Genomic DNA, 22,946 nt, shown 5'->3' with positions numbered 1-22,946 from the left:
CGTGCGATCACGGGGCAGGATGGTTTCCGCAGGGGTGCCGGCCCCACGGAGGACAGAGGGTCGAGCGACCCTCTAGGGAGAAGAGGCGCCTGGTGTTCACAAGCGTTCTGATGATCGAGAAGGCCCTGACGTCCGCCGACGTGGAGTTCGTCACCACCTTGCACGGGGACGAGCAGGTCGCCTTCCATGTGCTGCTCCAGCCGCGCGGCGACCAGGCGGACCGCCTGCTGCGGGCCATCGACGACATCGCACTCGGCGAACTCGACGAGGCCGCGCGCGAGCGGGAGACGCCGGAGGGCGATGCGGCGAAGGGGCCGGCCGAGCAGGCGCTGGACGTGTCCCTGACGGCCCTGCGGGCGGCGGGGAGCACGGCGGAGGGGCGGATGGTCGAGGACCACCCGCTGGACGCGCTGCGGAAGCTGGTGGAAGAGGTGGGTGCGGACGAGGTGATCGTGCTGACCGACCCGCACTACGTGGAGGAGTTCTTCCACCGGGACTGGGCGTCCCGGGCGCGGCACAAGGTGGGGGTGCCGGTGCTGAAGCTGTTCTCGCACAGCAAGGCGTAGGCGCCGTAGGGGGTGCGGTGCGTCGGCGGGTGCGGGTGCGTGGGGGCTGGTCGCGCAGTTCCCCGCGCCCCTTTGGGGCGGCTGTTCTCGCGTCGGCTGTGATGTGTTTGCTGGTCGCGCCCACGCGGCGGCAGCCGCATGTCGATACAGCCCCGCGCCCCTTTGGGGCGGCTGTTCTCGCGTCGGCTGTGATGTGTTTGCTGGTCGCGCCCACGCGGCGGCAGCCGCATGTCGATACAGCCCCGCGCCCCTTCAGGTAGGGGTGCCGAGAGTCCCTTGCAAGGCCGAGCGTGCTTCAGCACATAGGCTAGGCACGCTTTCGCACGTCACCGTCTCTGGGAGAAACACATGGCACCCGGCCTTCCTTCCGCCATGGAGCGACCGCACTTCATCGGGATCGGCGGCGCCGGGATGTCGGGGATCGCCAAGATCCTCGCCCAGCGCGGTGCCGAGGTGGCCGGGAGCGACGCCAAGGAGTCGGAGACCGCCGAGGCGCTGCGGGCGCTCGGCGTCACCGTGCACATCGGGCACGCGGCCGGGCACCTCGCCGACGACGCCAGCTCCGTCGTCGTGTCGTCGGCGATCCGGAAGGACAACCCCGAGCTGGCCCGCGCGGCCGAGCTGGGGATCCCGGTGGTGCACCGCTCGGACGCCCTCGCCGCGCTGATGGACGGTCTGCGTCCGATCGCGGTCGCCGGTACCCACGGCAAGACCACCACCACGTCCATGCTCGCGGTGTCCCTGACCGCGCTGGGCCGCACCCCCTCGTACGCCATCGGCGGCGACCTCGACGCCCCCGGCTCCAACGCCCTGCACGGCGAGGGGGAGATCTTCGTCGCCGAGGCGGACGAGTCGGACCGCAGCTTCCACAAGTACGCGCCCGAGGTCGCCATCGTCCTCAACGTGGAGCTCGACCACCACGCCAACTACGCTTCGATGGAAGAGATCTACGAGTCCTTCGAGACCTTCGCCGGCCGGATCGTGCCCGGCGGCACGCTGGTGGTCAACGCCGACCACGAGGGGGCGCGCGAGCTGACCCGGCGGGTGGCGGGGAAGGTGCGCACGGTGACGTACGGCGAGGCCGCGGATGCCGACGTCCGGGTGCTGTCCGTCGTACCGCAGGGCCTGAAGAGCGAGGTCACCGTCGCGATGGACGGGGCCGAGCTGACGTTCACGGTGTCCGTGCCCGGCCGGCACTACGCGCACAACGCCGTCGCCGCGCTGGCCGCCGGAGCCGCCCTCGGGGTGCCGGCCGCCGAACTGGCGCCCGCCCTGGCCGCGTACACCGGCGTCAAGCGCCGTCTCCAGCTCAAGGGCGAGGCGGCCGGCGTCCAGGTCATCGACTCCTACGCGCACCACCCGACCGAGATGACCGCCGACCTGGAGGCCATGCGCGCCGCGGGCGGGGACGCCCGGATCCTGGTCGTCTTCCAGCCGCACCTCTTCTCCCGGACCCAGGAGCTGGGCAAGGAGATGGGCGACGCGCTGGCCCTCGCGGACGCCTCGGTCGTCCTCGACATCTACCCGGCCCGCGAGGACCCGATCCCCGGGGTCACCAGCGAGCTGATCATCGAGGCGGCGCGGGGCGCGGGTGCCGACGTCACCGCCGTGCACGACAAGGACGAGGTTCCCGCCGTGGTCGCGGGAATGACGAAGCCCGGTGATCTGGTTCTCACCATGGGCGCGGGAGATGTGACCGACCTGGGCCCGAGGATCCTGGAACGCCTGGCGAAGTGAGGGGCTGAGAGTCATGTCGTACGACGTCGAGAAGCCGGACGAGCAGTGGCGGGCGGAGCTGTCGCCGGCCGAGTACGCCGTGCTGCGTCAGGCGGCGACCGAGCCGGCCTTCAGGGGTGAGTACACCGACACCAAGACCAAGGGCGTGTACTCCTGTCGCGCCTGCGGTGCCGAGCTGTTCACCTCCGACACGAAGTTCGAGTCGCACTGCGGGTGGCCGAGCTTCTACGACCCGAAGGACACCGACGCGGTCGAGCTGATCGAGGACCGTACCCACGGGATGCTCCGCACCGAGGTGCGCTGTGCGCGCTGCGGATCGCACCTCGGGCACGTGTTCGAGGGTGAGGGGTATGCGACCCCGACCGACCAGCGGTACTGCATCAACTCGATCTCGCTGCGGCTGAGCGCCGACGAGAGCTGAGTCCGGCCGGGCCCGTCATCGGACGGGCCCGTGGGCCGGCTGCCCGTGCCGCGGCGTCCCGAACCGCCCCCGGGAGGGGTGACGCACGGATGGCCGGTGCCCGGACCGGCGCTGTTTGAGATTCTGTGAGGGTGTCCGGTGTCGCGCGATGGTTCCAGTCCCGCCGGGGACCCGCGTCCGCCGACGGCGGGGGCGGACAGGGCGGCCGCACGGCGGGCGCCGACCGCTCCGTCCCGCTGCGGGCGTTGCGCACGGCCGCGGCCGGTATCGGCACGAGCCTCGACGAGTCCACCACCTGTACGGAACTGACCCGGGCGGCGGTACGGCTGGTGGGCGGCGGCGCGGCCGTGATGCGGCGCGTCGGCGACACCGTCTCCGGCTACGAGTCGATCACCGGCGGCGCCGATCTGCTGCCCGACGCCCGCTGGGCCACCGCGGTGGCCCGGGACGCGGGCACCCCGGCGGCCGACCACTGGGTGGACCCCTGGCTCTCCCGTCCGGTCGGCAGCCGTACCCGCCCGGCCCTGTGCGCGCCCCTGACCAGCGGATCCGACCAGTACGGTGTCCTGGTCTGCGCCCGCGAGGGGACGGCCTACGCCCCTGCCGAGGCCGAACTGCTCGCCCTGCTCGCCGAACGCGCCGCCTCCCACATCCGGCACGCCCGCGAGTACGAGCAGGTCAACCGCACCGCCGGTGACCTGCAACGCGCCCTGCTCTCCGAACCGGGCCGGCCGCACCCCAACCTGGACGTCGCGATCCGCTACCTCCCGGCGGGCGGGCGGGTGCTGGTCGGCGGCGACTGGTGCGAGACCGTACGACTGCACTTCGGGCGGACGCTGCTCGTCGTCGGCGACGTGATGGGCCACGGACTGGAGGCCGCCGTCGACATGAACGCGTACCGGTCCTCACTGCGCTACATCGCCTCCTCCGAGCTGCCCCCGCACCGGGTGCTGCGCCAGATGGACGACATCGCCGCCACCGAGGCGGACCGCAGACCCGCCACCTGCCTGCTCGTGCGCGTCGATCCCGGCCGCGGGCAGGTCACCCTGGCCAGCGCCGGCCATCTGCCGCCCGCGCTGATCACCAGGGAAGGCCGTACCGCACTCCTGCTGGTCCCCGTCGGCCCGCCGCTGGGCACCGGCTTCGGCGGCTACGAGTCGGCCACCCACCGGCTCGAACCCGACGAGGCACTGGTGCTCTTCACCGACGGCCTGGTGGAACACCGCGGTGAGGACATCGACCGCTCCCTGCAACGCCTCGCCGATCTCCGCTTCACCCCCGCGGCCGGCGTGGACAACCTCCTGGACTCCATCCTCACCCGCCTCGACGCCCGCCACGCCGAGGACGACGTCGCGGTGCTGGCGGCGCGCCCGCATCCGCGGGAGGGCGGGTTCAGCCTGGAGGGCGCGGTGGAGGAGGGCTAGCCGGCGGTGCGGGCGGCGGCCGGTTCCCTGGGCAGCGTCAGCGTGAACACCGTGCCTGCCGCCGGGTCCTCGCCCAGCCCGATGGTCCCGCCGTGCGCCTCCACCAGCGCCCGGGCCACCGACAGGCCGAGCCCGCTGCCGCCCCGGTCGCGGCTGCGGGCCTTGTCGACCCGGTAGAAGCGGTCGAAGACCCGGGCGCGGTCGCCGGCCGGGATGCCGGGGCCGTGGTCGGCGACGCTCACCGACGCCGAGTCGGCGGTGACGGCGACGGTCACGGACACCGGGGTGCCGGTGGGGGTGTGGACGGCCGCGTTGGTGAGGAGGTTGTCCAGCACCTGGCGGATACGGACCGGATCGAGGCGGACCGGGACCGGGTCCGGACCGGCGGTCACCGCCAGGGGATGGTCGGCGTGCGCGGCACGGAAGGCGTCGGCGGCCTCCCGGACCAGCTCCCTCAGGTCCGCCTCCTCCAGCCGCAGCGGGGTCTCCACCTCGGCCGCGTCGAGCCGGGCGAGGAGCAGCAGGTCGTCGAGGAGGATGCCCATCCGGGCGGCCTCCGCGCGCAGCCGGGCCAGATGACGGTCCCGTTCCGCGGGCTCGTTGGCGGCCGCGTACTGGAAGAGGTCGGCGTACCCGCGTACCGACATCAGCGGGGTGCGCAGCTCGTGCGAGGCGTCCGCGACGAAGCGGCGCAGCCGCTGCTCGGCCTCGGCGCGTACGGCCAGGGAGTGGTCGATGTGCTCCAGCATGGTGTTGAACGCCGTGCGCAGCTCCTCGACCTCGGGCCCGCCGCCCCGCTTCGCCGCACGCAGCGGCAGCCGGGCCGCCGACTCCGTCAGGTTGTGCGAGGCGATGCCGTGGGCCGTGTGCGCCATGTCGCTCAGCGGCTCGAGACCGTGCCGCAGCAGCCGGCGGCCGAACACCACCAGCGCCAGCAGCGCCACCCCGAAGGCGACCACCTGGACCGTGACCAGCTGTCGTACCGTGCCGTCGATGCTGTCCATCGGCGCCCCGCTGACCAGCACCACCCCCGGCTCCACCTCGCAGCCGCGCAGCCGGTACTCGCCCTCCCCGGTCAGGTCCTTGGTGCGCAGCACCTCGGTGCCCGCGGCGATCTGCGCCTTCGCCACCGAGGTGAGCGGGGCGATGTCCGGGGGCAGGTCGCTGCTCTCCTCCGGCTTGCGCAGCACCGGGGTGCCCTGCGAGACGTCGTACACGGCGTAGTACCAGTGGTAGTACTTCTTGCCCTGGAGCGTGCCGTTCTGCGCGATGCTCTTGGACTGGGCGACCTGGGCCAGCCCCAGCTGGTCGTCCAGCTGGGCCGACAGGTAGTCCCGCATGTACATGGTCAGGGTGGTGCCGACGACCGCGAACACCACCAGCGCCAGCGCCCCGAGCCCCAGCGCCAGCCGGGTGCCCAGGCGCATGCTCCGGTACGAGCGCCGCAGCCGGCCGATCCGCGGCAGGCCCGGCCGCGGCAGGCCGATCCGGAACCGGCCTCTCACTCCGCGGCCTGCTGCCGGATGACGTACCCGAAGCCGCGGACGGTGTGGATCAGCGGCTCCCCGCCGGTCTCGTCGTCCATCTTGCGGCGCAGCCGGCTCACCACCAGCTCCACCACGTTCGAACGGCCGCCGAAGCCGTACTCCCACACGTGGTCGAGGATCTGCGCCTTGGTGAGCACGGTCGGCGACTTGCGCATCAGGTAGCGCAGCACCTCGAACTCGGTCGGGGTCAGCGAGAGCAGCCGGTCGCCGCGGCGCACCTCGCGGGTGTCCTCGTCCATCGTCAGGTCGGCGACCCGCAGCACCGAGCGCTGGAAGCCGGGCCCGGCGCTGCGCCGCAGCACCGTGCGCAGCCGGGCCATCAGCTCCTCCACCGCGAACGGCTTGACCAGGTAGTCGTCTCCGCCCCGGGTCAGCCCCGCGACCCGGTCGGCGACCCCGTCGCGGGCCGTGAGGAACACCACCGGCACCATCGTCCCGGAGTGCCGCAGCCGGTCGAGGACACCGAAGCCGTCGAGATCGGGCAGCATCAGGTCGAGCACGACGATGTCCGGCCGGAACTCGGCGGCCCGGGCCAGGGCGTCCTCGCCCGAGTACGCGGTGACCGCCTCCCAGCCCTCGTACCGCGCGACCGTCGCGACCAGGTCGGCGATCGGCGGGTCGTCGTCCACGACGAGGAGTCGTACTTTTTCCACCCGCTCATACTGCGCCACCGGGCCGTGGACGCCAGACCCCGTCCTGCACAGAAAAGACATCGATAAGCAGTTGTAAGTAGTCCGACAGGAAAACGACAGCAGCCACGGGTGAAGCTCGACTCCCAGGACCCGATCAAGGAGCTGCCGACCCGTGACGACCGTCCAATCACCCCCTGCGCCCCCCACGGCGATACGCCCCAGGGTGGTGGCCCGCACGGGCCTGTACGCCGTACTCGCCGCGAACGCGGCCGTGGTCGCCTCCTTCTTCGCCCAGGCGGGCTTCGCCTCCAACGCCCTGATCGTCATCGGCCGCTTCTTCGGCCTCTACGGCGCCCTCGTCATGGCCTTCCAGCTGGTGCTGGTGGCCCGGCTGCCCTGGCTGGACCGCCGCATCGGCATGGACCGGCTGACCTCCTGGCACCGCTGGACCGGCTTCGCGCTGCTCTGGACGCTGCTCGCACACGCCGTCTTCATCAGCTTCGGCTACGCCGACGGCGCGGGCGTCGGCCCGGTCGGTGAACTCGTCGACCTCGCCGAGACGACCGAGGGCGTGCTCCGCGCGGTCGTCGCCCTCGGCATCATCATCGTGATCGGCGCCGTCTCGGCGCGCTACGCCCGCCGCCGGCTCGCCTACGAGACCTGGCACTTCATCCACCTGTACACCTACGTGGCCGTGGTCCTCGCCTTCAGCCACCAGGTCGCGGTCGGTACGACCTTCACGGCGTCGACGGCCGCGAAGACGTACTGGTACACGGTGTGGGGCGTGGCGCTCGGCGCGGTGGCCCTCGGCCGTCTAGTCCTCCCGCTCTGGCGCAACCACCGGCACCAGTTCCGGGTCTCCGCCGTCGTCCCCGAGTCGGACAACGTCGTCTCGGTCCACGTCACCGGCCGCGACCTCGACAAGCTGGGCGCCCAGGCCGGTCAGTTCTTCCTCTGGCGGTTCCTCACCAAGGACCGCTGGTGGCAGGCGAACCCCTTCTCCCTCTCCGCCGCCCCCGACGGCCGCACCCTGCGCCTGACCGCCAAGGCCGCCGGTGACGGCAGCGCCGCGCTGCGCCACCTCAGGGTCGGCACCCGCGTCTTCGCCGAGGGCCCCTACGGCGCCTTCACCACCCTGCACCGGCAGAAGACCGAGTCCCTCCTCATCGCGGGCGGCGTCGGCGTCACCCCCATCCGCGCCCTGCTCGAGGACCTCGAAGGCCACGCGATCGTCATCTACCGCGTCGGCACCGACCGGGACGCCGTCCTCTACGACGAGCTGCGCGACCTCGCCGTCGCCAAGGGCGCCGAACTCCACCTGGTCACCGGCCCGCCCGTCCCCGACAAGCTGGCCCCGCGCGAGCTGGTCCGGCTGGTGCCCGACATCGCCGACCGGGACGTCTTCCTCTGCGGGCCGCCGCCGATGATGAACGCGGTGCTGCGCACCCTGGGAGACCTGGGCGTGCCCAAGCCGCAGATCCACTTCGAGCGTTTCAGCCTGGCGGGATGAGAGAGACACCGTGAAGCGAGCCATATCCGTCGTCGTCCTGAGCATCGCGGGCCTGATCCCCGTCTGGCGCTACGAGCCGTCGATCGGCGGTACGACGTCCACCACCGCCGAGTCCTCCACGAGCGAGTCCTCCACCGCCGATTCCTCCACGGCTGGCTCCTCCTCGACCGGGTCCGGCGCCTCGCCGTCGGCCTCCTCGACCGCGGCTTCGGGCGCCTCCGCCGGCACCGTCGTCAAGGGCACCACCGTCAACACCGACAAGGGCCCGGTGCAGGTCCAGGTGACCTTCTCCGCCGACAAGATCTCCGCGGTCTCGATGCTCCAGCAGCCGAACCATCCGCAGACGACCGCCGCGGTGCCGGTGCTCATCTCGGAGACGCTGAAGGCGCAGAGCGCGGACATCGACACCGTGTCCGGTGCGACGATCACCAGCGACGCCTACAAGGAGTCCCTCCAGGCCGCGATCGACGCGAAGGGCTGAGCGCGTGCAGCGGGTCGAACACGTCATGGGCTTCCCGGTCTCGCTCCGCGTCGACGACGGAGGGGACTTCACCGGGGCCGCCGACGCCGTCTTCGCCTGGCTGCGCGAGGCCGACGAGCGGTTCAGCCCCTTCCGGCCGGACAGCGAGGTCCGCCGGCTCGACCGAGGGGAGATCACCGCGTCCGAGGTGAGTGCGGACCTCGCCGAGGTGCTCGCGCTGTGCGAGGAGTACCGGCTGGCGACCGGGGGCGCGTTCGACGTACGGCTGCCGGGGCGGGGACTCGACCCGTGCGCGGTGGTCAAGGGCTGGTCGGTGCAGCGGGCGGCGGACCTGTTGTCGGCGGCCGGGGCGCGGAGGTTCGTGCTGAACGCCGGCGGTGACGTGGCCGCCGCCGGCGGGCCCTGGCGGGTAGGGGTACGCCACCCCGTGCACGCCGACCGGCTGTGCACGGTCCTCGAACTCACCGACGGGGCGGTCGCCACCTCCGCCCGCTACGAGCGCGGCGACCACATCGTCGACGGCCGCACCGGGCGCCCGGCGACCGGCCTGCTCAGTCTGACGGTCGTCGCCTCCTCGCTGACCGAGGCGGACTCCGTGGCCACGGCCGCCTTCGCGATGGGCGCCGAGGGCGTCGGGTGGGCGGCGGCGCGCCCCGGCTGCGAGGTGTTCGCCGTGGACGCCGGGCGGCAGGTGCTGCGGACGGCGGGCTTCCCGGTCGCGGGGGAGCCGTCGGCGGACCTCCTCGCGGCTCACGACGGGACCTGACTCCAAGGGTGTTGGCGCAGGGCGGCATGGACCAGGCGGAGCATCCTGGACTGTTCGCCCAGCGCCTTGGCCCGGCCGGTCGTCTCGTGACCGCCGCTGTACCAGTCGACGACCACGTCCCCGCCGGCCGCCCGCAGCGCCTCCTCGTACCGGCGTACCTGCTTGGGCGCGGTACGGGTGTCGTGCGTGCCCTGGTTGATCCAGACCGGTGCGACGACATCGGCCACGTAGGTGATGGGCGACGCCCGCACGAAGCGTTCCAGGTCGTCCTCCGGCTTCGCGCCGAAGAACGACGACCAGGCCGCGCGCAGCGCCGGGTTCATGTCCTCGTACCCCGCCAGCCAGTCCGCCATCGGCACGTGCGCCAGCGCGCCGGCGAACAGTCCGGGCAGCCGTCCCACGGACAGCAGCGACAGGAAACCGCCGTACGAGGCGCCCGTGACGAACACCTTGTCCGGGTCGGCCACGCCCTCCGCGACCAGCCACCGCACCGCGGCCTCGATGTCCTCCAGCTCCCGGTCGCCGATCGCCGGCATGAACCCCTCGCGGAAGCGCCGCCCGAAGGTGACCGAGCCGCGGTAGTTGAGCGAGGCGTAGGCCACGCCGCTGTCCAGCCAGGCCTGGGCGGCGGGGTCGTAGCGGTCGACCGTCACCAGGTTGGGGCCGCCGTGCAGATGCAGGACCAGGGGGACGGGGCCGTCGGCGCGGCGCGGCCGGGCCCACCACAGCTGGACGTTCGTGCCGTCCGCCGAGCGGACCGCGTTCGACGTGCACCGCACGCCGTCCAGGTCGAGCTGCGGGAAGAGCCGGGGGACGGGCAGGGAGTCCGGGCAGCCGCACCGAGCCCTCGGCCACGGCGTTGCGCGGCAGCAGCCCCATCAACGCCAGCGAGGCGGCGCTCTTCCCGGAGCCCGACTCGCCGACGACGGACAGGGTCTCCCCGGCGTGCAGGTCGAAGGAGAGCCGGTCGAGGGCGGCCACGGGACCGGCGTCGGTGCGGTAGGTGACGCTCAGGTCGCGGACCGACAGCAGCGGGGCCGCCGCCGCGGCGGCCTCTTCGGCGGCGGTCTCTTCGGTGACGGGTCTCATCACTGCCTGCCTTGGGGGTCGAGCGCGTCGCGCAGCCCGTCGCCGAGGAAGTTCACGGCGAGCACGGTGACGAGGATCGCCAGGCCGGGGACGTACAGGAGATAGGACTGTGAGGTGCCGATCAGCCCGGCGGCCTGGGTGAGCATGTTGCCCCAGCTCGACTTGGGCGGCTGGACGCCGTAGCCGAGGAAGCTGACGGTCGATTCGAGGATGATCGCCGAGGCCACCGACAGGGACACGTTGACCACGATCAGGCCGGTCAGGTTGGGCAGCAGGTGCCGTACGACGATCCGCGGGCCGGAGGCGCCGATGACCCGGGCCGCCTCGACGAACTCCTGGTGGCGCAGCTGGATCACCCGGGACCGGACGACCCGGGCGATCAGGGTCCAGCCCAGGCCGCTCAGCACCACGACGATGGTCAGCGGGGAGGGACCGAGGCCCTGCAGGGACACCGCGAGGACGGCGACCGGGGGCACGATCAGGAACAGGTCGGCCACCCGCATGATCACCTCGTCGGGCCAGCCGCCGAGGTACCCGGCGACGGCCCCTGCGGCCGTCCCCACCAGGGTGGCCAGCAGAGCGACGCCCAGGCCGATCGCCAGGGAGAGCTGCCCCGCGTAGAGCATCTCGCTGAGGTAGTCGCGGCTGAGGGAGTCGGTGCCCAGCCAGTGGGTGCCGGACGGCGGCTCGGAGGCCGCGAGGAGGTTCTGCGCGTTGCGCGGGAAGGGCGCGATCCAGGCGGCGCCGAAGCAGCAGACCGCCAGCAGGAGCAGTACGACCAGCGAGGCGACCGCGAGCCGGTGGCGCAGGAAGCGGGACAGGACGACCCGGGAGGTCCGCGGGTCGCCGGACGTGGCCGGCGGTCCGGGCACGGGCGGCGGGGGCGCCGGGAGGGCGGTGGGCTGGGTCATCGCAGGGCCACCCGGGGATCGAGGAGGGCGTAGGACAGGTCGGCCAGCAGGTTGAAGAGGACGACGGCTCCGGTCGAGCCCGAGGCGGACCGTCTCCCGGTGCAGGGCGGTGGGGTCGACCGACTGGCGCAGTTTCGCCAGCGGGTCGAAGGTCGCCCGCACCGCCCAGAACAGGATGAACGAGGCGACGCAGACCACGGGCACGGAGGCGAGCAGGCGGCGCAGGGCGTACCGGGTCATGGCAGGCCCCTGCGGGGTGAGCGGACCGGTGTCATTTCGTCAGGCCCCATTCCTCGAGGTTCCACCAGGGGCCTTCCACCGGGTTGATGGAGAGCGGTCCGCCGACGCGCGCACCGGTGACCAGGATGTTCGGGACGGCGGCCAGCGGCAGCGAGGGGACGTCGTCGGCGATGAGCTTCTCCGCCCTGCGCGACTCCGTGATCCGGGCGGTGTCGTCCAGTTCGGTCTCCACCTGCTCCAGCACCGGGTCCAGACCGGGGATGCGGATGCGCATGAAGTTGATGCCGGACCGGCCGTTGGCGGCGCTCGGGATGGCCGTGCTGCTGAAGCTGGCGGCGAGGGTCGGGTTGGGGAACGCGTCGGTGAGGTTCCACAGGCCCAGCTGGAAGTCACCGGCGGGGGCGAGCTTGCCGAAGAGCTCCGCGGGCGTGGAGTTCTTGATCGTCACCCGGAACCCGGCCTTGGCGAGCTGGGCCTGGAGTATCTGCTCGGTCAGCTCGCGGCTCTGGTTGCCGGCGAGGGAGGTGACGGTGAACGCGGCCTCCTTTCCGTTCTTCGCCCAGTACCCGCTCCCGTTCTTCGTCCACCCGTCCGCCTTCATCAGCTGCGCCGCCTCGGCCGCGTCGGGCCGGTAGCCGGAGAAGTCGGTGGACGCGTAACGGGAGACCAGGGGCGAGAGGAAGCTCTGGGCGGGGGCGGTGACGCCGTAGGAGCCGAACAGGCGCCTGACGATGGCCTCGCGGTCGACCGAGTAGGCGAAGGCCTTGCGCACCGCCGCCGAGTCGAAGGGGAACTTGGCGTTGTTGAGCCACAGGGCCTGGAGGTTGCCGGTCTGCGACTGCACCTGCATGCGGGCCGCGCTGCCCAGGGTCCTGATCTGGTCGACCGTGGTGAGCTGCGGGGTGGGGTAGAGGGCGTCGAAGGTTCCGCCGGCGAAGGCCTGGATCGCCGCCGAGGTGTCCGAGGCGAACTGGAAGGTGACCTTGTCCAGGTGCGGCTTGGGGCCCCAGTAGCGGGCGTTGGGGACGAGGGTGACGGAGACTCCCTTCTTCCAGGAAGCGATCTTCCAGGGGCCGCCGCCGAAGGTGTAGCCGTCCTTCATGACGGCGTCCCGGTCCTTGCCCTGGAGGAGGTGGGAGGGCAGCACCCCGTAGCCGGCGCCGAAGAGCTGTTTCCAGTTGCCGTAGGGGGACTTGAGGGTGACGACGGCGGTGGTGGCGTCGGGGGTGGCGATCGACGTGATGCGGTCGTAGCCGCTCTTGTCGAAGATCGCCTTGCCGTCGCGGACCTGGAGGGCGGTGTACTTCAGGTCGGCGGAGGTGATCGGCTTTCCGTCGGACCACACGGCCTTCGGGTTGAGCCGGTAGGTGATCTGCTGCTGCTTCCCGACCAGTTTCGTGGTCGGCTCGGACGCCATCAGGTTCGAGGCGACCGGTGTCCAGTTCCCGCCCTTGAGGCGGACGTCGAAGACCTGTGGGACGGTCTCGGTCTGCATCAGGTAGGTGCCCCAGACGGAGGCGCCGCAGGTGCCGATCCAGTCGGCGCAGTCGGGTTCCTGCTCGGCTCCGATGACGAGGCTGCCGCCCTGCCTGACCGGCAGGTTCGTGCCGGAGTCCGACTGGGGGGAGGCAGCCCCGGAGGTGCATGCGGTGGCGGTCAGCGTGAGTGCGGTGAGGAGTGCGCCGGCCGCCGGGAGTCTGGCCGGGAACCGGCCCTGAACGGTCGCCGTGAGCGGTTGAGGCATGGCTGGAAACCTTCCGTGGCGAAGCCGTGGGCTCATCGTAGGGAGCCCCACAAGACTTAGCAATGCAGATAGGCTAGTAACTATGCGTCTGTATTGCCCAGGTGTGTGAATAACGTTTTGGTGCAGGCGTGCAGGCGATAGGGTCGCGACGGCGGCCCGGAACGCCGAGGGAGCCGAGGGAAGGGAAGAGCATGAGTGGTGCGCGCGCGGGCGACGGCAAGGGAGCCGCGGCGGGTGGGACCGGGGGACGGCGGCGGCTGGCGCGGGACACGCTCAGCCGGCGGGTGATCCTGGACGCGGCGGAGAAGGTCGCCTCCCGGGACGGGCTGGAGTCGTTCACCTTCCAGGCCCTGGCCAAGGAGCTGCACGCCCACCCGACCTCGCTCTACCGGCACTTCCGCGACAAGGACGAGCTGGTCCTGGAGCTCATCGACGACCTGCGGGCGCGTTCCTACGGCGGACAGCTGAAGGCCACCGACTCCTGGCGCGAGGACCTGCGCACGCAGGCCCGGTACATCCACGAGCACTACCTGCGGTATCCCGTGTTCGCCTGGCAGATGGCGGCGCGTACGACGCGCCGGCCGACCGAGTTCGCCAACGTGGAGTTCGCCCTCGACTGCCTGCACCGGGCCGGTCTCGACGACGAGGAGGCGGTGGCGTTCGTCCGGGTCTTCGGGAATGTCGTCCGCTCGCTGTCCGCCATGGAGGCCGGGCTCCAGGCCCTCGACCCCGACTCCCGCGACCGGGACACGCTGGCCTGGGAGCTGGAATACCGCCGCCTCCCGGCGGACACCTACCCGCGGATCGCCGGTCTGACGGCCCCGCTGACGGCGATCGGCGATCCCGGGATCTTCGACAACGCGATCGACATGCTGCTGGACTCGGTGGAGACCCGGGTGCGGGACAGGGCGACGGGGGCGTGACCGGCGCCCCGGTCTCAGGGCGCCCGATCGGCGAGCAGGCCGGCGACGAGGGACGTACGGTCCCGGACGGAGGTCAGGTCCACCCACTCGTGGCGGGCGTGTGCGCCACCGCCGTCCGGGCCGAGGCCGTCCAGGGTGGGCACCCCCAGACTCGCGGTGATGTTGCCGTCCGAGCCGCCGCCGACGCCGGTCTCGGTGACCGGGGCGAGCCCCAGCCGCTCGGCGACCGCCCGGGCGGAGTCCAGCAGCCCGGCGGACATCGCGCGTTCCAGCGGGCCGCGGTTGACGCTGCCCTGGCAGGCGAGTTCCGCGCCGGGCTCCCGCGGCCGCAGCGCCCGTAGTTCCCGTTCCACCCGTTCCAGTTCCGTGCGCTCCCAGGCGCGCACGTCGACGTCCAGGAACGCCCGCTCGGGAACGGTGTTGGTGGTGGTGCCGGCGCTGCCCACCGTGGGCGTGACGGTGGTTCCGCGGTCCCGGTCGGCCAGATCGCTGATCGTCAGCACCTGATGGGCCAGCTCGATCAGCGCGTTGACGCCGTTGTGCGGTTCGAGGCCGGCGTGCGCGGCCCGGCCGCTGACGCCGAGGCGGTACTGCGCGACGCCCTTGCGTGCGGTCTTGAGCGCGCCGCCCTCGCCGGGTTCGAGCACCAGGACGGCGCCGCAGGCCGCGGCGGCCTCCTCGACGAGGGCGCGCGAGGTGGCCGACCCGCGCTCCTCGTCACCGGACACCACCATGCTGACGTGGGAGACGTCCCCCGCCTGCGCGAGTGCCTCGAAGGCGAGGACGAGACCGGCCTTCATGTCGAAGACGCCGGGGCCGGTCGCGCGCGTTCCCGTCACGGCGAACGGGATCTCCGCCAGGGTGCCGAGCGGCCACACCGTGTCGGCGTGCCCGAGCAGCAGGACCCGACGGCTTTTCGGTACGGCGGGATCGGCGCCGCGCCAGTACAGATGCGGCACCCCGTCGGAGGCGACCCGTCGCGGGCGGCCCAGCGCGCTGCCCGCCCAGCTTTCGAGCAGGTCGTAGGCGTCGTTCAGCCCTCGGTCCGCACCCGACGGCGTCTCGATGCCTACCAGTTGCCCCAGTCGCCGCGTGAAGCGCTCGGGGGGCGTGAAGCCGGAACTGAAGGACAAGGCAGCTCCCTTCCGGTCGATGACGGTCCCGGACCCTCCCGCCGGCCGTGCGCCGCCGGGATTCCGGAAGCATCACCATGCTCTTAGTCTAGGAGATAGTCAATATGCGTTGCTATCTTTCGCGGGTACGACGGAGAACACCTCGGGCCCGGCATGACACACCACCTTCCGGGGTGTGTCATGCCGGGCCCGAGGCCGGCGGCCTTCTCGGCAGGACCGCGAAGAAGGCGACGGGGCGGAGCGGGTCAGCCGACGTCGGACGCGTCCAGGCGGTACAGACCGCTGTACGCGCTGACCGCCGTGCCGTGCTTCTTCACCCAGGTCGCGATGTCCGAGTTGGTGCCCTGGCCACCGTCGCTGCTGACCACGATGTAGTGCAGCTTGCCGGCCTTCACCAGGCTCTTGAGCTTGGCGAGGGTCATCGCGTCGTCGCTGCCGGACCAGCCGCCCATGGAGATGACGGGCTGACCGGACTCCAGGATGATCGAGGACGCGGTCTGGTCGGTGGCCACCGCGACCAGCCAGGTGGCGCCGTCCTGGTGCTTCTTCAGGTACGTGATCATCGCGGAGCTGACCTGGGTGCCACCGCCCATGCCTCCGGCGGTACGACCGGACTCCGACTGGCTGCTGGAGCTGGAGTCGGTGCCAGTGCTTCCCGTGCCGGTCGGCGGCTGTCCCATGGACTGCCCGCTGGAGCTGCTGGAGCCGGTGGAACTGCCGGAACCGCTGGGGGCGGTCCCGCTCGGCGCGCTGCCGCTCGGGCGCTGGCCGCCGCCGCCCATACCGCCCATGCCGCCACCGGTGTTCGGCCCCGCCGTCGGGTTGGTGCCGTTGGTGCTCGCGGTCGTGGCCGCCGAGACGGAGTAGGCGGCCGGGCCGGCCAGCAGGGCGACGACCGCCGCCACCGCCGCGAGGCCCATCAGCTTCTGCCGCCGCATGAACCGCCCGGCCAGCAGCCCGGCCACCGCCAGCGCACCGCCCAGCGCGGCCACCGCCTCGGCGACCGTGTACACCGTGCCGGAGCCGGAGACCCGCTGGAGCAGCACGACCGCCCAGACGGTGGTGGCGGCGACGGCCGCCGGAAGCACCCAGCCCCACTTCGCGACCGAGCCCTCCTTGAACGCCTTGTACAGCATGACCCCGCCCGCACCGGCCAGGGCGGCGATCCCCGGCGCCATGGCGGTGACGTAGTACGGGTGGAAGGTGCCCTCGGCGAGGGAGAAGGTCAGGAAGTGCAGGACGAACCAGCCGCCCCAGAGCATGAGGGCCGCCCGCCTGGCGTCGGTGCGCGGTGCCCGGCCGCGCAGCACCAGGCCGCCGACGAGGGCGATCGCGGCGAACGGGATCAGCCAGGAGATCTGGCCGCCCATGATGTCGTTGAACATCCGGTACAGGCCCGAACTGCCGCCGAAGCTCGCGCCGTTGCCCTGCGAGCCCACCGAGGAACTCGCCCCGAAGATCCGGCCGAAGCCGTTGTAGCCGATGACCAGGTCCCACACGGTGTTGTCGGTGGAGCCGCCGATGTAGGGCCGCGAGGAGGCCGGGATCAGGTCGACGACCACCATCCACCAGGCGCTGCTCACGACCAACGCGACCGTGGCGACGGCGAGGTTGCGGATGCGCTTGCCCAGCGACAGGTTCGTGGCCCAGAGATAGACGACGAAGAACGCGGGCAGCACCACGTACGCCTGCATCATCTTGGTGTTGAAGGCGAACCCGATCGCGACCGCCGACCAGACCAGCGGCATGAGCCTGCCCGTGCGCACGGCCTTCAGCAGCGCGGCCGCGCCGAGCAGCATCAGGAAGACCAGGACCGGGTCGGGGTTGGTGTCCCGGTTGATGGCGACGGTGATCGGCGTGAGGGTCAGGACGAGGGCGGCGATCGTGCCCGCCACGACCCCGAAGTCCCGCTTCACCAGCCGGTAGAGCAGGGCCACGGAGCCGACGCCGACGGCGACCATCGGCAGCATCAACTGCCAGGTGCCGTACCCGAAGACGCGGGCGGACAGGCCCATCACCCAGAGGGCGAAGGGGGGCTTGTCGACGGTGATGAAGCTGCCGGCGTCGAGGGCGCCGAAGAAGAACGCCTTCCAGCTCTTGGTGCCGGAGTAGACCGCCGCGTCGTAGAAGGTGTTGCCGGTGATCGAGGTGAGGTTCCAGGCGTACAGGGCGGTGGCCAGGAGCAGGATCGCCCACAGCGCCGGGCGGGCCCAGCGCGGGTCCTCGGGGGCGCCCAGGAACAGCCTTCTGGCACGGGAGACCGGCGGGGTGGCGGCCCGGTGCCGGCCGTCCTGGACCGGGGTGGGCGGCGGGGCGAGGGTCGTCATGACGCGTACTCCAAGGGCTCGACGGCGGTGGCTGCCCCGGTGGGCAGGGCCGTGACGTTCTGGGGGACGGTGGTGCGGCGGGGTACGGCGTGGACGCGGGTGCGGCCGGTGACGGTGGCCCGGAACATGCGGGCCATGCCCCTGAGGTCGTCGGCGGCGGTGCGGACGATGTCGACCCGGCTGTCGGGGTCGTCGACCCAGTCGACCGGGACCTCGTGCACGCGCAGCCCGTTGCGCTGGGCGAGCACGAGGAGTTCGGTGTCGAAGAACCAGGCGGTGTCCTCGATGTGCGGGGCGAGGGCGCGGAACACCTCGGTGCGCACGGCCTTGAAGCCGCACTGCGCGTCCGAGAAGCGGGCGCCGAGGCCTGCCTTGAGGAGCAGGTTGTAGGAGCGCGAGATGAACTCCCGCTTCGGGCCGCGCACCACGGCCGACTGCCGGTGCAGCCGGCTGCCGATGGCGAGGTCGCTGTGCCCGGAGAGGAGTGGGGCGACCAGGGGCAGGAAGCCGTCGAGCCCCGTCGACAGATCGACGTCCATATAGGCGACGACGTCGGCGGTGGACCGGCTCCACACGTGCTTCAGGGCGCGGCCCCGGCCCTTCTGCTCCAGCCGCTGTGCGTGGACGTGCGGCAGGCGCAGGGTCAGGTCGGTCGCCACCGTCCAGGTGGCGTCCGTGCTCGCGTTGTCCGCGATGGTGATGCGGAACGGGAACGGGAAGGAGTCTTCGAGGTATGCGTGGAGACGGCCGATGCTGCCGGCGAGGACGTGTGCCTCGTTGTACACCGGCACCACGATCTCGACCGACCGGCGCCGGACGCCTCCCGCGTTCGTTTCGTTCATGACACTGACGATCGGACCGCTGTCTGGGGCGGCTCTGAGGCTTCACTGAGCGACGGATGAGAATCAGGGAACTCACAGCTTTCGCACAGTGGACTCGCCCCTTGTACCCAGGAAACGCCTCGGCGGGGGGTTACCGGGTTTCCGTGGCCGGGTATTCGAGGCTGTTTCGGTGTGCCTGGTCCGGTGGCCGGGACCACTCAAAAGGAGTGGGTGCTCCGGAGCCGATTGAAGTGCGCGGGCGCGGCGTCGCAAGATTCTCTTGAGACACATGGGGGGCCAGTGACTCTGTGACTCAAGGATCGAGGTTCCCTTGGAGACTGGCCGCGGTGACGGGACGGACACCCGCCTTTCCGCGAAGGAATTGCAGTCGGCCTTCCGGGACATCCGGCACGATCACCTGTCCGGCCTTCCGCGCAGCTCGGATCCCCGGGCTGTCCTGGTCGTGGGCCAGCCGGGCAGCGGCAAGACGGAGAGCGGGCACCGATGGCGTCCGCTGATCCCGGGCCGAAGTCCGGTACGGATCAGCGGCGACCGCTTCAAGAGCTACCACCCGCACCATCAGCGGCTCCTGATTCGGGATCCGCGCACGGCCGGCAAACTCATTCGTCCGGACTACCAGCTGTGGCAGGAGATGGCGGAGGAATATGTTCGGACGATTCCCGCGGACGTCGTCGTCGAGATCGCCCCGGGTTCTCCGAAAGGGCTTCTGGCGAGCGCGGCGGCCTACCGGGAAAGGGGCTACCACCTGACGCTCGTGGCGTTGGCCGTGCGCCGGGCGGACAGCCGGCAGGGCATCCTCCACCGGTACGCCGTGGGGAGCCAAGGGGGTGAACTTCCCTGCCGTCTCACCCCGGCCGACGGGCACGACGCGTGCTACACGTCCCTTCCCGGGGCGCTGTCGGCGGTGGAGCGGTCGGCGGCGGTCGATGTGCTCACCGTCGTGCGACGCGACCAGACCGAGCTCTACCGTGCGGAACGGCATCCTGACGGGCGGCTGGGATCGGGCGCCGTATCCGCTCTGGAAGCCGAGCGGCTGCGACCGTACAGCCCGCCGGAGGCGGTGGAGTTCTGCCGGGTCCAGCAGGAACTGGACCGGGACCTGCCGGAGGAGCGCCCCGAACTGGACGAGATCGCCGCGCTGGCGTGGCCTCTGTTGCCGTCCGACATGCGCCCTCAGTCCGGTGTGCGCAAGCCGCGGTAGCGCCGGGCGTAGGCGGTGGCGGTGCGGGTGATCTCGGCTGCGTCGGCGTCCGCCAGTGCTCGTTCGTCGGCCGTGCAGCTGCGCCGTTCGGCGCGCAGTGCGGCCAGTCGGGTCACATCGGGAGACTCCGACTGCTCCTCCTGGCCGATGGCTTCGGAATACCAGGCGGTCACCAGACGAATGCGTTCAAGTGCCGCCGCGTATCCGATGAATGGGGTGGGAGATGTCTCGTCCGACGGATCGGGTGACTGTTGCTGTCGGCTCTTCGGATCGGACACCTGGGTCACCTCGAAGGCTGGCCTGCCTCGGGCTGTGTCGTACGCGAGGAATTTCTCGTCGGGTGGACAAGTCTGGCGTCGACGGGTTCGGATGTGCCCGACTGGTTCGGCGGTCGTTCCCATTTCTCATGCGTAGCAGAGAGTGTTCCACAGGTCGTGAAGGCCCGCAGCGAAATCGGACAGAAGGGTCACGGGAGATCGGAGGAGGTCCGGGGTGGAGGGTTGGCTGCCGTGCGAGTTCCGTGGCCCGAGTGCACCCTTGTGGCGGGGTACCGGGCCGCGATCTCGGGAGCGAATGATGGTTGGCCGAATTCTCCGTGAAAGTCCGCTCGTGCCAGGGGATAAGCTGCTTCTGAATCCTGGGGGTGGCGTGGGTGGACGGGATCTGCGGTCGCTGTTCAGTTCGAATGACCGGTTGGCGGTCCAGGAGCCCTTCACCAACAGGGCGGAGCAGTGGACGGTCGTCACCTCCGCGCTCGCCGACCATCTGAGGGCCGTCGGCCGGCCCGGATTCGACGTCGAGGACCTGGAAACCCCGCGCGACAACGTCCTCGTCTTCCACGGCGTCGGCGGCATCGGAAAATCCACGCTGTCCCGGAAGGTGGAGGCGGCGCTGGCCGCCGCCGAGCACCGCCCCGCCCAGTGGGGCGAGCCCGTATGGGGGAACAGCGGGGCCCGTGTCCTGCCCGTGCGCATCGACCTCGCCCGTTCCGCGAACACCGACTTCGAACGGGCCGTCCTCATGGTCCGGCTCGCGCTCGCCGACCTCGGCCGACCGCTGCCCGCCTTCGATCTGGCGCTGCGCCGGTACTGGGACCACGTCCACCCCGGCGAGCCGCTGGAGGAGTTCCTGCGCCGCGGCGGCCTGGGCAGGCGGTTCGGGAAGGCTCTCCCGCAGCAGATGCAGTCGGCGCTGAGCGACGTCGCCCAGGCCCTGCTGCTGCCCGGCACGGTGGGCGCGGTGGTGGGCCAGGTCACCGGCGCCCTGGTCCGCGCCCTGCGTGAACACCGGGCCGCGGTACGCGCGCTCGCCGGCTGCTCCCGCCTGGCCGACCTGCTGGAGGCCGAGCCCGGTCCGGACGCGCTCTCCTACTATCCGCATCTGCTCGCCTGGGAACTCGCCCGGCAGCCCGCCGGGCGGGCCGTGGTCCCGGTGATCCTGCTGGACACCTTCGAGGACGTCGGCGACCGGGTGCACCGGGACCTGGAACGGCTGGTGCAGCGCCTGGTGTGGCTGATGCCCAACGCGTTCTTCGTCGTCACCGGCCGCAGCATGCTGCAGTGGGCCGACGAGGGCCTGGCCGGCCAGCTCGACTGGACCGGACCGGAATCCTGGCCGGGCCTGGCGGCCCCGCCGGGCCCGGCCCAGGGTGCCCCGGGCGGCGAACGGCAGGTGCTGATCGGTGACTTCTCGGCCGAGGACTGCGACGACTACCTCACCCGTCGGCTGACCCGGGACGGCCGGCCCGTCATCGACGCGGATGTCCGCGCGGTGATCACCGACTGCTCGCACGGGCTGCCGCTCCACCTGGACCTGGCCGTGCAGCGGTTCCTGGCGATCCGCCGGACCGGCCGCACCCCGCGCCCGACCGACTTCGACCTCGGTTTCCCGGCGCTGATCAGTCGTACGCTCAGTGATCTGACCCCCGACGAACGGCATGTGCTGCGCTCGGTGTCGCTCCTCGACAACTTCGACGTGGCGCTGGCCACCAGGGCCGCCGGACTGCCCCACGAGTCGGCGGCCCTGCGCCTGGTGGAGCGGCCGTTCGTGCGGACGGACCCGGCCGCCGACTGGCCGTTCCACCTGCATGCCGTCATCCGGACGACGCTGCGCACCACCGAGGACCGGGCCGACGACCGCTGGTCGCGCACCGACTGGGAGCGGGCGGCGCGGCGGGCCTTCGACGCGATCGGCGAGCGGTGGACCGGGGCGCCGGTCCGGGACCGGGCCCACCTCGTCGCCTGTCTGCGCCAGGGCCTGCGCCTCGCGCGCGATTTCGCCCTCGAACCCGGCTGGCTCGCCGACGCCGCCTGGAGCTACGTCGGCGACTCCGTCTGGGAGCCCCTTGCCCCGCCTGCCCCGGCAGACGGCGAGTCGGCCGTGCTGAGGACACCGGCCGACGCCCTGGTGGAGACCCTCAGCGCCCTCGCCCGCCGCCAGCACGAGCATCGGGAGCGCACGGTGGCCCGGCTCACGGCTGTGGTCGACTCGGGGCTGCTGCCACCGGAGTTGCGGGACATGGCGGTGTACTACCGGGCCAAGGCGCAGCGCGATCTGGGCCGTTCGCAGGAGTCGCGTGGCGGTATGCGGGCCGTCGCCGAGGGCGGCGGACGGCTCGCCCCGGCGGCCCGGCGGGGCCTGGCCCATCTGGCCCGGCTGGCCGGTGACTTCCCGACCGCGCTGAGCGCCGCCGCCACCCTGGGCTGGGCCGGGCGCCGGCACCGCGTGCTCGGTGACGTCTGGTGGGTGCAGGGGGAGATGACGCGGGCCGCCGAGGCATACGCGGCGGCGCGGGACGAGGCCGAGCGGCACGCCGTGGCCGGTGAGTACGCCATTGCCCAGACCCAGCGCGCCTTCGTCCTGGCCTTCGTCGACCCGACCGCCGCCGCGGACGAACTGGATCTGGCCCAGCTACTGCTCGACGGTCTCGTCCTGCGCACCACCCGGCTCACCGCGTGCATCGCCGCCCTGGTCCGGGACGCAGGAACGCCGGGCGCCGAGGTGGCCGACCGCGCCGATGTACTGCGCGCCGAGGCCGCGGTCGCCGGCGTCACCGCCGCCCGGTTCACCCTGGAACTCGCTCTCGGGTTCCACCACGCGGTCCTGGACGACCGGTCGCAGGCTCAGGCGGTCGTCGCACGACTGCGGGATCTCGGCCCCGGCCCGGACTACGCGTACTACGGCGACGTGGTGTGCTTCATGGCGGGCATCGAACCGCCCTGTCCGGCCGCGAGCGGGGTGCGTTGGGTGGACGGCGAGGACGTCACCCGGGCCCGCTGGCGTGCCCTGGCCACCGGCCGGCGAGGCTGAGGACCGGCCGGTTAGATCACAAACTGAAGAGGATCAGTCAGCCGCCAAAGTGCTGAAACACTTCCGGTCTAGACTCTCTCCGCAACGGCCTGCGCTACGGCGACCGTGGTCGATAACTGGGCACTTTCTGCCAAACCCGAAGG

The 22,946-nt window shown here is 71.8% G+C and carries 19 protein-coding genes and 1 pseudogene; 10 read left to right on the top strand and 10 right to left on the bottom strand.

Annotation, left to right across the window (positions count from 1 at the left end; all coding sequences use genetic code 11):
• Positions 1–92: 92 nt before the first annotated feature.
• The 4 genes from ABZ887_RS28650 (at position 93) to ABZ887_RS28635 (ending at position 4,148) form a co-directional block, all read left to right on the top strand.
• Entirely contained in the window at positions 93–566 is a 474-nt protein-coding gene (locus ABZ887_RS28650) for an indole-3-glycerol phosphate synthase (protein ID WP_089104693.1), read from the top strand.
• A gap of 348 nt (positions 567–914) precedes the next feature.
• Positions 915–2,303: a UDP-N-acetylmuramate--L-alanine ligase gene (gene murC, locus ABZ887_RS28645; RefSeq protein ID WP_361294990.1), complete on the top strand. Its 1,389-nt coding sequence runs from the start codon at positions 915–917 to the stop codon at positions 2,301–2,303.
• Between the two features lie 13 nt (positions 2,304–2,316).
• Positions 2,317–2,724, top strand: coding sequence for a peptide-methionine (R)-S-oxide reductase MsrB (gene msrB / locus ABZ887_RS28640; protein WP_361294987.1), 408 nt, complete (start codon positions 2,317–2,319; stop codon positions 2,722–2,724).
• A 131-nt stretch (positions 2,725–2,855) separates the two neighbouring features.
• Positions 2,856–4,148 (top strand): PP2C family protein-serine/threonine phosphatase, encoded by a 1,293-nt coding sequence (locus ABZ887_RS28635; RefSeq protein ID WP_361294984.1) that lies wholly within the window; start codon positions 2,856–2,858, stop codon positions 4,146–4,148.
• Here the strand turns inward: ABZ887_RS28635 and ABZ887_RS28630 are convergent.
• Complete coding sequence (locus ABZ887_RS28630) at positions 4,145–5,575, bottom strand: HAMP domain-containing sensor histidine kinase (protein ID WP_361295071.1); 1,431 nt, start codon at positions 5,573–5,575, stop codon at positions 4,145–4,147. The genes ABZ887_RS28635 and ABZ887_RS28630 overlap by 4 nt on opposite strands.
• A 74-nt stretch (positions 5,576–5,649) precedes the next feature.
• Positions 5,650–6,348 (bottom strand): response regulator transcription factor, encoded by a 699-nt coding sequence (locus ABZ887_RS28625; protein ID WP_361294981.1) that lies wholly within the window; start codon positions 6,346–6,348, stop codon positions 5,650–5,652.
• Positions 6,349–6,499: 151 nt separating this feature from the next.
• Between ABZ887_RS28625 and ABZ887_RS28620 the strand changes: the two genes are divergently transcribed.
• The 3 genes from ABZ887_RS28620 to ABZ887_RS28610 are packed head-to-tail and all read left to right on the top strand — an operon-like array spanning position 6,500 to position 9,084.
• Positions 6,500–7,837, top strand: a complete 1,338-nt coding sequence (locus ABZ887_RS28620; RefSeq protein WP_361294978.1) for a ferredoxin reductase family protein — start codon at positions 6,500–6,502, stop codon at positions 7,835–7,837.
• Between the two features lie 10 nt (positions 7,838–7,847).
• Positions 7,848–8,318, top strand: coding sequence for an FMN-binding protein (locus ABZ887_RS28615; protein ID WP_361294975.1), 471 nt, complete (start codon positions 7,848–7,850; stop codon positions 8,316–8,318).
• Positions 8,319–8,322: 4 nt separating this feature from the next.
• Positions 8,323–9,084, top strand: coding sequence for an FAD:protein FMN transferase (locus ABZ887_RS28610; protein ID WP_361294972.1), 762 nt, complete (start codon positions 8,323–8,325; stop codon positions 9,082–9,084).
• Here ABZ887_RS28610 and ABZ887_RS28605 read toward each other — a convergent pair.
• From ABZ887_RS28605 to ABZ887_RS28590, 4 genes and pseudogenes are all read right to left on the bottom strand, one after another.
• Entirely contained in the window at positions 9,069–9,863 is a 795-nt protein-coding gene (locus ABZ887_RS28605) for a prolyl oligopeptidase family serine peptidase (protein WP_361294969.1), read from the bottom strand. The genes ABZ887_RS28610 and ABZ887_RS28605 overlap by 16 nt on opposite strands.
• A 97-nt stretch (positions 9,864–9,960) precedes the next feature.
• Positions 9,961–10,173 (bottom strand): annotated as a pseudogene (locus ABZ887_RS28600) (ATP-binding cassette domain-containing protein); the annotation flags it as partial.
• The gene (locus ABZ887_RS28595) at positions 10,173–11,324 is read right to left on the bottom strand and encodes an ABC transporter permease (RefSeq protein ID WP_361294966.1); all 1,152 of its coding nucleotides are present in this window, start codon (positions 11,322–11,324) and stop codon (positions 10,173–10,175) included. The gene ABZ887_RS28595 and the pseudogene ABZ887_RS28600, both read right to left, overlap by 1 nt.
• A 31-nt stretch (positions 11,325–11,355) precedes the next feature.
• The gene (locus ABZ887_RS28590; protein WP_361294963.1) at positions 11,356–13,068 is read right to left on the bottom strand and encodes a peptide ABC transporter substrate-binding protein; all 1,713 of its coding nucleotides are present in this window, start codon (positions 13,066–13,068) and stop codon (positions 11,356–11,358) included.
• A gap of 191 nt (positions 13,069–13,259) precedes the next feature.
• Between ABZ887_RS28590 and ABZ887_RS28585 the strand changes: the two genes are divergently transcribed.
• Positions 13,260–13,991 carry a TetR/AcrR family transcriptional regulator gene (locus ABZ887_RS28585; protein WP_361294960.1) on the top strand — a complete coding sequence of 244 codons (732 nt, stop codon included), beginning with the start codon at positions 13,260–13,262 and terminating at the stop codon, positions 13,989–13,991.
• Positions 13,992–14,005: 14 nt separating this feature from the next.
• On the opposite strand, the gene ABZ887_RS28580 is transcribed toward ABZ887_RS28585, so the two are convergent.
• The 3 genes from ABZ887_RS28580 to ABZ887_RS28570 form a co-directional block, all read right to left on the bottom strand.
• Positions 14,006–15,124 carry a M20/M25/M40 family metallo-hydrolase gene (locus tag ABZ887_RS28580; protein WP_361294957.1) on the bottom strand — a complete coding sequence of 373 codons (1,119 nt, stop codon included), beginning with the start codon at positions 15,122–15,124 and terminating at the stop codon, positions 14,006–14,008.
• Between the two features lie 245 nt (positions 15,125–15,369).
• Positions 15,370–17,451: a glycosyltransferase family 39 protein gene (locus tag ABZ887_RS28575; protein ID WP_361294954.1), complete on the bottom strand. Its 2,082-nt coding sequence runs from the start codon at positions 17,449–17,451 to the stop codon at positions 15,370–15,372.
• On the bottom strand, positions 17,448–18,293 hold the full coding sequence (locus ABZ887_RS28570) for a dolichyl-phosphate beta-glucosyltransferase (protein WP_361294951.1): 846 nt from the start codon (positions 18,291–18,293) through the stop codon (positions 17,448–17,450). Before ABZ887_RS28570 ends, ABZ887_RS28575 begins: the two co-directional genes overlap by 4 nt.
• Positions 18,294–18,603: 310 nt before the next feature.
• Between ABZ887_RS28570 and ABZ887_RS28565 the strand changes: the two genes are divergently transcribed.
• Positions 18,604–19,494 carry a zeta toxin family protein gene (locus ABZ887_RS28565; RefSeq protein WP_361294948.1) on the top strand — a complete coding sequence of 297 codons (891 nt, stop codon included), beginning with the start codon at positions 18,604–18,606 and terminating at the stop codon, positions 19,492–19,494.
• Here the strand turns inward: ABZ887_RS28565 and ABZ887_RS28560 are convergent.
• Positions 19,467–19,772 (bottom strand): hypothetical protein, encoded by a 306-nt coding sequence (locus ABZ887_RS28560; RefSeq protein WP_361294945.1) that lies wholly within the window; start codon positions 19,770–19,772, stop codon positions 19,467–19,469. The two genes, ABZ887_RS28565 and ABZ887_RS28560, sit on opposite strands and share 28 nt — an antisense overlap.
• A 415-nt stretch (positions 19,773–20,187) precedes the next feature.
• Here ABZ887_RS28560 and ABZ887_RS28555 point away from each other — a divergent pair, with 415 nt between their 5' ends.
• Positions 20,188–22,803: an ATP/GTP-binding protein gene (locus ABZ887_RS28555; protein WP_361294942.1), complete on the top strand. Its 2,616-nt coding sequence runs from the start codon at positions 20,188–20,190 to the stop codon at positions 22,801–22,803.
• Positions 22,804–22,946 lie beyond the last annotated feature (143 nt).

This window comes from Streptomyces sp. NPDC047061 (genome assembly GCF_040643955.1).
Classification (GTDB): Bacteria; Actinomycetota; Actinomycetes; order Streptomycetales; family Streptomycetaceae; genus Streptomyces.
Note: the sequence above shows the minus strand (reverse complement) of the source record. Positions and strands in the feature narration are given on the sequence as shown.

What these genes read in the sequence shown, in the direction of transcription:
- ABZ887_RS28585 (WP_361294960.1), top strand. Translation starts at nt 13,260, where the DNA reads ATGAGTGGTGCGCGCGCGGGCGACGGCAAGGGAGCCGCGGCGGGTGGG.
- ABZ887_RS28590 (WP_361294963.1), bottom strand. Translation starts at nt 13,068, where the DNA reads ATGCCTCAACCGCTCACGGCGACCGTTCAGGGCCGGTTCCCGGCCAGA.
- ABZ887_RS28595 (WP_361294966.1), bottom strand. Translation starts at nt 11,324, where the DNA reads ATGACCCGGTACGCCCTGCGCCGCCTGCTCGCCTCCGTGCCCGTGGTC.
- ABZ887_RS28575 (WP_361294954.1), bottom strand. Translation starts at nt 17,451, where the DNA reads ATGACGACCCTCGCCCCGCCGCCCACCCCGGTCCAGGACGGCCGGCAC.
- msrB (WP_361294987.1), top strand. Translation starts at nt 2,317, where the DNA reads ATGTCGTACGACGTCGAGAAGCCGGACGAGCAGTGGCGGGCGGAGCTG.
- ABZ887_RS28630 (WP_361295071.1), bottom strand. Translation starts at nt 5,575, where the DNA reads ATGCGCCTGGGCACCCGGCTGGCGCTGGGGCTCGGGGCGCTGGCGCTG.
- murC (WP_361294990.1), top strand. Translation starts at nt 915, where the DNA reads ATGGCACCCGGCCTTCCTTCCGCCATGGAGCGACCGCACTTCATCGGG.
- ABZ887_RS28570 (WP_361294951.1), bottom strand. Translation starts at nt 18,293, where the DNA reads ATGAACGAAACGAACGCGGGAGGCGTCCGGCGCCGGTCGGTCGAGATC.